General features: G+C 61.7%; 11 protein-coding genes. 10 read left to right on the forward strand and 1 reads right to left on the reverse strand.

Translation table 11 applies throughout. From position 1 onward, the window contains the following. Nucleotides 1-4: 4 nt before the first annotated feature. From ACE04I_RS21735 to ACE04I_RS21775, 9 genes are all read left to right on the forward strand, one after another. The gene (locus ACE04I_RS21735; RefSeq protein ID WP_046794920.1) at nt 5-913 is read left to right on the forward strand and encodes a dihydrodipicolinate synthase family protein; all 909 of its coding nucleotides are present in this window, start codon (nt 5-7) and stop codon (nt 911-913) included. A 53-nt stretch (nt 914-966) separates the two neighbouring features. Continuing rightward, nucleotides 967-1,836 carry an SMP-30/gluconolactonase/LRE family protein gene (locus ACE04I_RS21740; protein ID WP_487207599.1) on the forward strand — a complete coding sequence of 290 codons (870 nt, stop codon included), beginning with the start codon at nt 967-969 and terminating at the stop codon, nt 1,834-1,836. A 4-nt stretch (nt 1,837-1,840) separates the two neighbouring features. Further along, nucleotides 1,841-2,653, forward strand: coding sequence for an NAD-dependent epimerase/dehydratase family protein (locus ACE04I_RS21745; RefSeq protein WP_046794918.1), 813 nt, complete (start codon nt 1,841-1,843; stop codon nt 2,651-2,653). 169 nt (nt 2,654-2,822) lie between these two features. Then, nucleotides 2,823-3,377 carry a dTDP-4-dehydrorhamnose 3,5-epimerase gene (rfbC, locus tag ACE04I_RS21750; protein WP_046794917.1) on the forward strand — a complete coding sequence of 185 codons (555 nt, stop codon included), beginning with the start codon at nt 2,823-2,825 and terminating at the stop codon, nt 3,375-3,377. 27 nt (nt 3,378-3,404) lie between these two features. Next, on the forward strand, nt 3,405-4,460 hold the full coding sequence (gene rfbB, locus ACE04I_RS21755; protein ID WP_046794916.1) for a dTDP-glucose 4,6-dehydratase: 1,056 nt from the start codon (nt 3,405-3,407) through the stop codon (nt 4,458-4,460). A gap of 3 nt (nt 4,461-4,463) precedes the next feature. Continuing rightward, nucleotides 4,464-5,366: a dTDP-4-dehydrorhamnose reductase gene (gene rfbD, locus ACE04I_RS21760; protein ID WP_046794915.1), complete on the forward strand. Its 903-nt coding sequence runs from the start codon at nt 4,464-4,466 to the stop codon at nt 5,364-5,366. Continuing rightward, nucleotides 5,363-6,229: a glucose-1-phosphate thymidylyltransferase RfbA gene (rfbA, locus tag ACE04I_RS21765; RefSeq protein ID WP_046794914.1), complete on the forward strand. Its 867-nt coding sequence runs from the start codon at nt 5,363-5,365 to the stop codon at nt 6,227-6,229. Before rfbD ends, rfbA begins: the two co-directional genes overlap by 4 nt. A 208-nt stretch (nt 6,230-6,437) precedes the next feature. Further along, a complete protein-coding gene (locus tag ACE04I_RS21770; RefSeq protein ID WP_170986273.1) occupies nt 6,438-7,871 on the forward strand; it encodes a phosphomannomutase in 1,434 nt (477 codons plus the stop codon). Beyond that, nucleotides 7,871-8,656, forward strand: coding sequence for a metallophosphoesterase family protein (locus tag ACE04I_RS21775; RefSeq protein WP_046795109.1), 786 nt, complete (start codon nt 7,871-7,873; stop codon nt 8,654-8,656). Before ACE04I_RS21770 ends, ACE04I_RS21775 begins: the two co-directional genes overlap by 1 nt. 12 nt (nt 8,657-8,668) lie before the next feature. Here the strand turns inward: ACE04I_RS21775 and ACE04I_RS21780 are convergent, their stop codons facing one another. Continuing rightward, nucleotides 8,669-9,835: a nucleotide sugar dehydrogenase gene (locus ACE04I_RS21780; protein WP_046794912.1), complete on the reverse strand. Its 1,167-nt coding sequence runs from the start codon at nt 9,833-9,835 to the stop codon at nt 8,669-8,671. Between the two features lie 434 nt (nt 9,836-10,269). On the opposite strand from ACE04I_RS21780, the gene ACE04I_RS21785 reads away from it, so the two are divergent. Continuing rightward, a complete protein-coding gene (locus tag ACE04I_RS21785; protein ID WP_046794911.1) occupies nt 10,270-10,923 on the forward strand; it encodes a TerC family protein in 654 nt (217 codons plus the stop codon). The last annotated feature ends 10 nt before the right edge of the window (nt 10,924-10,933 follow it).

Here is a 10,933-nt window from a genome sequence, read left to right on the forward strand (position 1 = left end):
GGGAATGGATATTCGCGAATACAAGCGCGTCCTGACGGGTATTTCGGGCGTTCATGTTACCGCCTACTCGAAAGACGGGGAGATCGAGCCCGGTCTCACCGGCAAGATCATCCGCCGCATTGCCGATGCGGGTGTCCACAACGTCGTTTCGGGCGGCAATACCGGTGAGTTCTACAGCCTCCGCTTCGAGGAGGTACTTCGGCTGCAGGCGATCTGCATCGCCGCGGCTGACGGCAAAGCGGCGGTGACCGCCGCGGCGGGCCGGTCGGAACGCGAGGCGATCGCAACCGCTGCTGCCGCGAAGCGGGAAGGGGCGGATGGTATCATGGTACACCACCCGCTCGATCCCTTTGCGGCGCCGCACTGTCAGGCGGATTATTTCATCGCGATCGCGGAAGCCTCCGAACTGCCGCTGGTGGCCTATATCCGTTCTGATGCGATCCCCGTGGCCGATCTCGTGCGGGTCGCGACCCATCCGAACATCGCCGGCGTGAAATTCGCGTCCTCCAACCTGATGCTGCTTTCGGAATGCGTTCGTGCCACCGAAGGGACGGATGCCGTCTGGATCTGCGGTCTTGCGGAAGGCTGGGCAGCGCCCTTTTATGCGCTGGGAGCCAGGGGTTTCACGTCCGGCCTTGTCAATGTCGATCCGCTGCGCTCTCTTGCGGTATGGAAGGCGCTGGAGGCTGGCGACTATGCGGCGGCTCGCAGGCTCGTCGCGGAGATTGCAGGCTTCGAGACGTTGCGCACCAAGTTCAACAATGGTGCCAATGTCACGGTCGTCAAGGAAGCGCTCATGCTGCGTGGCGAGGATGTCGGGCCGGTGCGCCGACCGGGGCTTCCCGCATTGGATGCTGTGGACCGCAGCAAGCTTGAACAGATGCTGAAAAGCTGGGAGCCGATCGCCGCCTGAAGCGGCGGCCGGACATGGAAGAACCAGTGGGAAGGACCGGTGGGAGGGATCGGATGGAATTCACGGCAATCGAAGGACTTACCCTGTCGCTTGGGGAAAGCCCGGTCTGGGACGAACGACGCAGCCAGGTCTTTCTTTGCGATATCACCAACAATCGTGTGATTGCGCTGAAACTTAACGGCGAGATCGTCGGCGACTGGAGCTTCGAGGCGAATGTCGGCTCGCTCGGCCTTTGCGAAAGCGGCCGGCTGGTCGTCGCACTGGCGCGGGAAGTGATCCTCTTCGATCCCGATACCGGGGAGCGGCGGACGCTTGCTCGGCTTGAGGGCGAGATCGAGACCAACCGCTTCAACGACGGCAAGGTGGGGCCCGATGGTTGCTTCTGGGTCGGCACGATGGACCAGCGCACCGACCGCGAACCGATCGGCACGCTCTATCGGGTCTCGGCGGACGGAAGCATCGTGAAGAAGAAGACGGGCATGTTCACCTCGAACGGGCTTGCCTGGGCGCCGGATGGGCGGACGATGTTCCACACGGATTCGGCGGGCAAATGGCTGGACAGGCATGATTTCGATCCGGCGACCGGAGAGATCGGCAAAGGCGTGCGGATCGCTCATCCCGACGAGGAGACGGGTCGGCCGGACGGCGGCGCCTGCGATGCCGAAGGCTTCTACTGGAGTGCCGGCGTTTCCGCAGCCCGGTTGAACCGCTATGACCCGGACGGCAAAATCGTCGCGCAATATCCGGTGCCGGCGAGCGCGCCGACCATGCCGTGCTTCTGTGGGCCCGATATGAAGACAATGCTTGTCACGAGCCACAGGCTCAACGCAGCGCGGCTTGCGGAATATCCGCTGTCGGGCGGCATCTTCCTCGCCAAGGCGCCGGTCGCGGGCGCTGCAGTTTCACGCATGAAGGGACTTTGATCCGATGCCAGACGCAGCAAGCCGCAAGGTTCTGTTGACCGGCGCGTCCGGCGTGCTCGGCCGCTTCCTGGCCGTCGAGCTTGCCTCGCGCTATCCGGGGCTCGTGCTGACCGATATCCTGCCGTTTCCGGGCGAGGTTCCGGAAGGTGCACGTTTCGTGCAGGCCGATCTTGCGGATGCGGAGAAGATTGCGAAGGTCGCCGAGGGTGCCGATACGATCATCCATTTCGGCGGCGTTGCCGTCGAGAAATCCTTCGAAACCATCCTGCCCGGCAATATCGTCGGCACGGTCAATGTCTTCGAAGCGGCGCGGGTCAACCGCGCGCGGGTCATCTTCGCGAGTTCGAACCACACGATCGGCTTTTACGAGCGCGGCAAGAAGCTCAGCGTCAGGGATCGGCCGAGGCCGGACGGTTTCTACGGCGTTTCGAAGCTTTTCGCGGAAGATGTCGGCAGCTTCTATTTCGACAAGTTCGGGATCGAAAGCGTGCATATCCGCATCGGCTCAGCCATCCGTGAGCCCACGGAAATCCGCCATCTCTCCACCTGGTTTTCCTATCCGGACCTGTTGCGGATGGTGATCGCCGCAATCGAAGCGGAAAAGACCGGCCATGCCCTTTTGTGGGGCGTTTCGGCCAATACGCGCTCCTGGTGGGGAGAGGATGATGCGGCGCGCATCGGCTACCGCGCCGAAGACAATGCCGAAGCTTTTGCAGACAAGGTGGCCGCTGATCCGGATGATCCGGTCGCCCGCCGCTTCCAGGGCGGTTCCTTCACTTCGCAAGGGTACGGCCGCGCGCCCGAGGGGAAGAGCTAGGCTCGACCTGCCCCCCACCGTCGATATCCGGAAGCCGCCTACCTCACCTGAGTGGGGGAGGGGATCGGCAAATCGGATGATATCCACCGCACGGAATTTTCTGATAGGAAGGATGGCTGACAGTTTCCGGCCGTCGCGGGCTCTCCTGTTCGAGAAAGTGTTGGATTGAATGCTTGTCGAAAAACTATCCATCCAGGGACCGTTGCTGATCACCCCGCGACGCCATGAAGATCGTCGAGGATGGTTTTGCGAGACGTTTCGGGAGGATGTTTTCGCCCTGCATGCGCCGAATGTCCGTTTCGTTCAGCACAATCAGTCGTTTTCCAGATCAAAGGGCGTGGTCCGAGGATTGCATTTCCAAACGCCGCTTGCGGCTCAAGGCAAGCTCGTCCGGTGCCTGAGAGGGGCGATCCGGGATATCGCCCTGGACATCAGGCGCTCCTCGCCGACCTTCGGCAGGCATGTCGCCGCGGAGCTTTCCGCTGAAAACGGCCGGCAGCTCTGGGTTCCCGAAGGTTTCGCGCACGGCTTTGTCACGCTGACCGATAATGCGGAGGTCTTCTATCAAGTCACCGATTACTACAATCCCGAAAGCGACCGGGGGATCGCCTGGAACGATCCGGCGCTGAATATCGAGTGGGGCATCGGCGAGGCGGAGGCTGTTCTGTCCGACAAGGACAGGGGACATCCGATACTCGCGGACCAGGCCGATCTGTTTCCCTGACGCTCAATTGAGGTTGGAGGCTTCCTCGTGCGTATTCTGGTTACCGGCGGTGCAGGCTTCATAGGATCTGCCGTGGTGCGTCACCTCGTCCACGACGTGGGGGCTGAAGTCCTGAATATCGACAAGCTCACCTATGCCGGCAATCTGGCTTCGCTCGGCTCCGTCGAGAGCATGCCCAATTATCGTTTTCTGCGGGCCGATGTCTGTGATGGCGGGGTCATGCGGCAGGCCTTTGCCGAGTTCCGGCCCGATCGGGTGATGCATCTTGCCGCCGAAAGTCACGTGGATCGCTCGATCAACGGCGCGGCCGACTTCATCAACACCAATGTCATGGGCACTTTCGAACTGCTCCAGGCGGCTCTGCACCATTGGAACGGTCTTTCGGGGGAGGAAAAGGAGGGTTTCCGCTTCCTGCATGTCTCCACCGACGAGGTCTACGGTTCGCTCGGGGACGAAGGGCTTTTTCATGAGATGACGCCGTACGATCCGTCCTCGCCCTACTCGGCCTCGAAGGCTGCCAGCGATCACCTGGCGATCGCCTGGCATCGGACCTATGGATTACCGGTGGTCGTCTCGAACTGTTCGAACAATTACGGCCCCTTCCATTTTCCGGAAAAGCTTATCCCGCTCACCATCCTCAACGCGCTCGAGCAGAAGGCGCTGCCGATCTATGGCAGCGGAGCGAATGTGCGCGATTGGCTCTATGTCGAGGATCACGCCCGCGCGCTGCATCTCATCGCCTCCCGCGGCAGGATCGGCGAAAAGTACAATGTCGGAGGTCAGAACGAGCGCAGAAACATCGACGTGGTCAAGCGGATCTGTGCCATCATGGACCGGCTGAAACCGCAGGGCGCACCTCACGAGAAGCTCATCAGCCATGTCACGGATCGCCCCGGGCATGACGCCAGATATGCAATCGATGCGACGAAACTGAGGGCGGAACTCGACTGGAACCCGCGCGAGAGCTTCGACACGGGCATAGAGAAGACCATCATCTGGTATCTCGACAACGAACTCTGGTGGCGCCCCTTGCGCGAGAAGGTTTATTCGGGGGAGCGGCTTGGAACGCTCACGAAGGTGTAGCCGATGCGCGTGGCGGTGACCGGCAAGCAAGGTCAGGTGGCGCAAGCGCTTGCGAGCGCAGCGCCAGCCCATGGCATCGACCTGGTGCGGCTGGGCCGGCCGGAGCTCGATCTAGCCGAGCCGCACTCGATCCGGGAAGCCATTCTTGCCGCAAGGCCGGATGTCATCATCTCCGCGGCAGCCTATACGGCGGTCGACAAAGCCGAAACCGAGAAGGAGCTCGCCTTCGCGGTCAATGCCCTTGGCGCGGGCGAGGTCGCCAAGGTTGCCGGCGAATTGTCGGTTCCGATAATCCATCTTTCGACGGATTACGTGTTCGACGGGCAAAAACCCGCTCCCTATGCGGAGGAAGACACGGTCGGGCCGCTCTCCGTCTACGGCGCCTCCAAGCTCGAAGGCGAGCGGCGGGTCGGCCAAGCGACGCTGAACCACGCGATCTTCCGCACGGCCTGGATCTACTCGCCTTACGGAAAGAATTTTCTGAAGAGCATGCTGCAGCTCGCGGAGACGCGGGATGAGGTCTGCGTCGTCGCAGACCAGCTCGGCTGCCCCACCTCCGCGCTCGATATCGCGCAGGCGCTTCTGGTGGCGGCCGGCAGGCTGCGGGAAAGCGCCGATCCGCACCTGCGCGGCGTGTTCCACATGGCTGCCACGGGGGAGGCAAGCTGGGCGGAGTTCGCCGAGGAAATCTTCCGGCTGGCCGAAGGGTATGGCCGAAGGAGCGTGCGGGTGCGGCCGATCACCACCGCCGAATACCCGACTTCCGCCAGGCGGCCGGCCAATTCGCGGCTTTCCACCGGCAAGCTGGAGCAGGTCTACGGCCTGAGGCTTCCCGACTGGAGGGTTTCGCTGGCTTCTACCATGAAAGTGCTGCTCGAAGGGCAACGGGAGGAAGTGAAATCATGAAGGGCATCATTCTCGCCGGCGGATCAGGCACCCGGCTCTACCCGATCACCCAGGCGGTCTCGAAGCAGTTGATGCCTATCTACGACAAGCCGATGATCTATTATCCGCTGACGACGCTGATGCTGGCGGGAATCCGCGATATCCTCATCATCACGACGCCGCATGATCTGGAAAACTTCCAGCGATTGCTGGGCGATGGTTCCCAATGGGGCCTGTCGCTGGAATATGCGGCGCAGCCGCGGCCGGAGGGCCTGGCCCAGGCCTTCATCATCGGCGCCGATTTCGTCGCGGGCGGGCCCTCCGCTCTCGTTCTCGGGGACAACATCTTCTACGGCCACAGCCTGCCGGAGCTTTTGCAGCAAGGCGCTACGAAAACCGAAGGCGCGACCATCTTCGCCTATCACGTGACCGATCCGGAACGATACGGCGTGGTGGAGTTCGACCGGGACATGACGGCCATATCCATCGAGGAGAAGCCAGCCCACCCCAAGTCCAGCTGGGCGGTTACCGGCCTTTATTTCTATGATCATCAGGTCGTCGATATCGCGGCCGATCTGAAGCCGTCGGCGCGCGGCGAGCTGGAGATCACCGATGTCAACCGCACCTATCTCGAACGCGGCAGCCTTTCCGTAACGCTGATGGGACGCGGTTTCGCCTGGCTGGATACCGGCACGCCCGACAGCCTGCTCGAAGCTTCCGATTTCGTGGGTACGCTGGAGCGGCGGCAGGGATTGAAGATCGCCTGTCCCGAAGAGGTGGCCTACCGCATGGGCTATATAGACGCCGGGGGGCTTGAACTGCTTGCCACGAACCTTGGCAAGAGCGCCTACGGAAGCTATCTCGCCAAGATTCTGCGGGATTAGCCGCTACCTCCAGGATAGTTCCGGTTTGCGTCCGTCAGCACGACGATCGGGCCCGCAAACCGCTCTCTCTGTGCACCACCCGATTTTACCTGCTGAACCGGAATGCCTTTCAATCGGCGCGAAGGCGGTTGCCATCTGGAACATGGCTCCATAGAACTCGTTGATGGAAATCATCGTTTCAGAAACGGCACTTAGCAGGAAGAGCGCCTTGAGCCTCAAATTCGGAACCAGCGGCCTTCGCGGGCTTGTCGTCGATCTGGAAGGGCATGCTTCGGCGCTCTATGCCACGGCGTTTGCCCGGCATCTTCTGGGAAGCGGCATGGCGAAGGCGGGCGATCCCGTGCTTGTCGGTCGTGATTTCCGTCCATCAAGCCCCGGCATTGCCGCCACCTGCATCGGCGCGCTCGCCCGCGCTGGCCTGATGCCGCTCGATTGCGGCGCTCTGCCGACGCCCGCTCTGGCGCTCCAGGGTCTCCAGATCGGCGCAGCCTCGCTGATGGTGACCGGATCGCATATCCCGGCCGATCGGAACGGCATCAAGTTCTATCGACCGGATGGCGAAATCGACAAGCAGGACGAAGCGCGCATTACCGCGATCGCCGCAAGCCTGAAGTGGGATGAGATCGACGCCACGCCGGGAGCCGCCAATGACCAGTCGGCGGATGCCGAAGCGCTGTTCATCGCCCGCAATGCCGCCATTCTTCCGCCGAAGGCGCTTTCCGGCCTTAAGGTCGGGGTCTATCAGCATTCCACCACCGCACGCGATCTGCTGGTGACGGTGCTCGAGGGCTATGGGGCAGAGACCCTGCCGCTCGGGCGCTCTGAGGATTTCGTGCCCGTGGATACGGAAGCCGTATCCGAGGAGACCATCGGCCTCTTGCGCAATTGGGCAGCCAAGCACGCGCTCGATGCGATCGTCTCGGCCGATGGCGACGGCGACCGGCCGCTGGTGGCGGATGAGACCGGCGAGCCCTTGCGCGGCGATCTTCTCGGTCTCATCGCCGCGAATTTCCTGGGTGCCCAGGTGGTCGTCACCCCCGTTACATCCAATTCCGGGATCGAGAAGGCCGGCAGCTTCCGCGTTGTGCGCACGAAGGTCGGCTCTCCCTTCGTGATCGCCGGAATGATGCAGGCGCTTGATGAAGGGGCGAGCGGAGTCATGGGGTTCGAGGCGAATGGCGGCTTGCTGACGGCCTCCGAATTCTCCGTCGCGTCCGGCCGGATCAGCCCGCTGCCGACGCGGGACAGCTTCCTGCCGGTGCTGGCGGCCCTCTACCTCGCTGCGGAACGGAAGCGCCCGCTCTCCGAGATCGTCGCCGGTTATGGGCTTCCATTCGCCGCCGCCGACCGTCTGGAACATTTCCCGGTTGAAACCAGCGCCGCGCTGATGGCGCATCTTGGCGCCTCGCGGGACAATCTCGCCGCTTTCCTCGCGCCGATCGGGCCGGTTGCCTGGACCAGCGAGACGGATGGGCTGCGGGTGAGCCTGGCGGATGGCCGTATTATTCATTTCCGTCCTTCCGGCAATGCGCCGGAGATGCGCTGCTACGTCGAAGCCGAGACGGAAGACGCCGCCAAGGCCCTGCTTCAACAAGGTCTTGCGCTGGTCAAGACCTGGGCGGCCGGCGGAAAGAGCGCATGATGCTGAAGATCGGGCGCTGGCTGGCGCGAAAGAACTCTCCGGAGTCGAGAAATCCCCCACGGCGCCGGATCGATCTCGGCGAGAGGCCGCCGCGCTACCCCATCTATGTCATCGGTGACGTGCATGGCTGCCTGGACGAACTCCTGGCTGCCGAGGAACGTATCCAGGCCGATATCATGGCGCGCGGGCGGCCCGGCCTCGTGGTGCTGCTCGGCGATTACGTCGATCGGGGGCCGCGTTCGGCTGAGGTTCTGGATCATCTCATCGCGCCGAACCGCCATAATCTCAGAAGAATTGCCCTATGCGGCAATCACGACGAACTTTTTCTGCGCTTCCTGCAGAACCCGAAACGCTTATGGGACTGGCTCGAGCTCGGCGGTCGGCAGACCCTGATGTCGTACGGCATCGATCCCCAGGACCTGATCTCCCGTTACGGTGCCGACGGCGAGGCGCTTCGCTCGGTTCTCGAACACGCCGTGCCGCAGAAACATCGCCAATTCCTCGAGGAGCTGCCGATCACCTTCCGCATCGGGGAATATTTCTTCGTGCATGCGGGCGTTCGGCCGGGAATCTCTCTCGAAGAGCAGAGCGATCAGGATCTCCTGTGGATCAGGGACCCTTTCCTGACGGAAGGCCCGAAATTGCCCTATCTCGTGATCCATGGGCACACCCCGGTTCAGGAACTGGAGTTCGGGCCGGGGCGGATCGGGATCGATACGGGTGCCTTTTTCTCCGGTCACCTGACCGTGCTGAAGATCGACGAGGGGCGGGCAACGGTTGTATGAGCGGCCGGCCGCTCAATCCACGCCGAAGAGATCGCGCGTATAGATCTTGTCCTTAACGTCGGCGATCTCGGGCGTGATGCGGTTGGCGAGGATCACGTCGCTGCGCGCCTTGAACTCCTCGAGATCGCGGATGACCGTCGACCTGAAGAATTCCGGCTCGTTGTAGGACGGCTCGTAGACCACGACCTCGATGCCCTTCGCCTTGATGCGCTTCATCACGCCTTGGACGGAGGAATCACGGAAATTGTCCGATCCCACCTTCATGGTCAGGCGGTAGACGCCCACCACTTTCGGGTCCATGCGGTAGATGCTGTCGGCGATGAAGTCCTTGCGCGTCGAGTTGGAATCGACGATCGCTCGGATGAGTGCCTGGGGAACTTCGCTGTAGTTCGCCAGCAATTGCTTGGTATCCTTCGGGAGGCAGTAGCCGCCATAGCCGAAGGAGGGATTGTTGTAATGGCTGCCGATCCGGGGGTCGAGGCAGACGCCGTCGATGATTTCCTTGGTCGCCAGGCTGCGCGAGGCGGCATAGGTGTCCACCTCGTTGAAATAGGCAACCCGCATGGCGAGATAGGTATTGGCGAACAGCTTGATCGCCTCCGCCTCGCTCGATCCGGTGAAGATGACGGGAGCGTCCTTGTGGATCGCCCCTTCCTGCAGCAGTTCCGCAAAGATCCTGGCCCTTTCGGATTTGTCGCCGACGATGATCCGGGAAGGATAGAGATTGTCGTGCAGCGCCTTACCTTCACGCAGGAACTCGGGCGAGAAGATGATGTCGCGATATCCGGTCCGCTTGCGCAAATGTTCCGTGTAGCCGACGGGAATGGTCGACTTGATGACGATGGTGGCGTTCCGGTTGACGGAAAGGACCGTATCCACCGCGGCCTCGACTGCCTTCGTGTTGAAATAGTTGGTCTGCGGGTCGTAGTTGGTCGGCGTCGCCACGATGACGAAATCCGCATCCCTGTAGGCCTTGCTGCCGTCCGTCGTCGCGGTAAGGTTCAGTTTTCGGGTCGAAAGGAAGGCCTCGATATCGGGGTCCACGATCGGAGACTTACGATTCAAGACGCTTTCGACGCGCTGCGGAGCGATGTCGACGGCGACGACTTCGTGGTTCTGGGCGATCAGGACGGCATTCGAGAGACCGACGTAACCCAGCCCGGCGACTGCTACTTTCATTGTTCACTCTTCGTGGAATCGGATGGGACGAAGGATATGCAGGATATCCCGATAGAGGTCGCAGATTTCTTCTTCATGAACATAGCGCTGTCAATGCGGTTACACCACATCCGGTTCCGTTAAGGAGGGTGGCGATACCGTTCGAAAGCCGGGATAGGCGGGGCAGTCAATGTGGACAGTATTATGGCCACTTGATTTTTTATTTCCTCAGGCTAATTGTCTCGCCACCAGACCGGGCCCCTCTGGCAGCTCGCATGAGCTGTGATGTCGGACTGGATCGTCTAACTGGGTGCCTGGTGTCCGTGGAAATCCGGCGATAACTCTGACGATCTACTCTGCAGCGGCGGCATATGCGGCTTCAGAACGATCGATCCATTGCGTCGGCCACGCATGCAGGTGCCCCTCTTTTGAGATTTTAAGAGATCGGGTGCCAAATGACTGAATTCTTCACGCCGGAGGCCTTTTCGGCGCTCCTGCAAGTCATCATGATCGACCTTGTTCTGGCCGGGGACAATGCCATCATCATCGGCCTTGCGGCCGCCGGCCTGCCGAAGGAGCAGCGCGCCAAGGCGATTCTCATCGGTATTATCGCCGCGACCGTGCTGCGTATCGGCTTTGCCCTCGTCACGACACAGCTCCTTCAGATCGTCGGACTGCTGCTCGCCGGCGGTATCCTGCTGCTCTGGGTCTGCTGGAAGATGTGGCGTGAACTGCGCGCCAACCACGGGCAGGAAGAAGAAGCGACGGAAGCTCTGGAGAATGCCGATCTCAACGCGGACGGGACAGTTGCCGGCAATGCGCCGCGCAAGACCTTTGCGCAGGCCGCCTGGCAGATCGTCATCGCTGACGTCTCGATGTCGCTCGACAACGTTCTCGCCGTCGCAGGGGCTGCTCACGAGCATCCGGAAGTGCTGATTTTCGGTCTCGTGCTGTCGATCGCACTGATGGGTATCGCGGCGAGCTTCATCGCGCGCCTCCTCAACAAGCACCGCTGGATCGCCTATGTCGGTCTGGCCGTGATCCTCTATGTCGCGCTGGAAATGATCTATCGCGGCGGCGTGGAAGTCCTGCCTTATATCGGCTTCTGACAAGCTGGGG

The sequence above is a fragment of the Rhizobium moroccans genome (assembly GCF_057559155.1).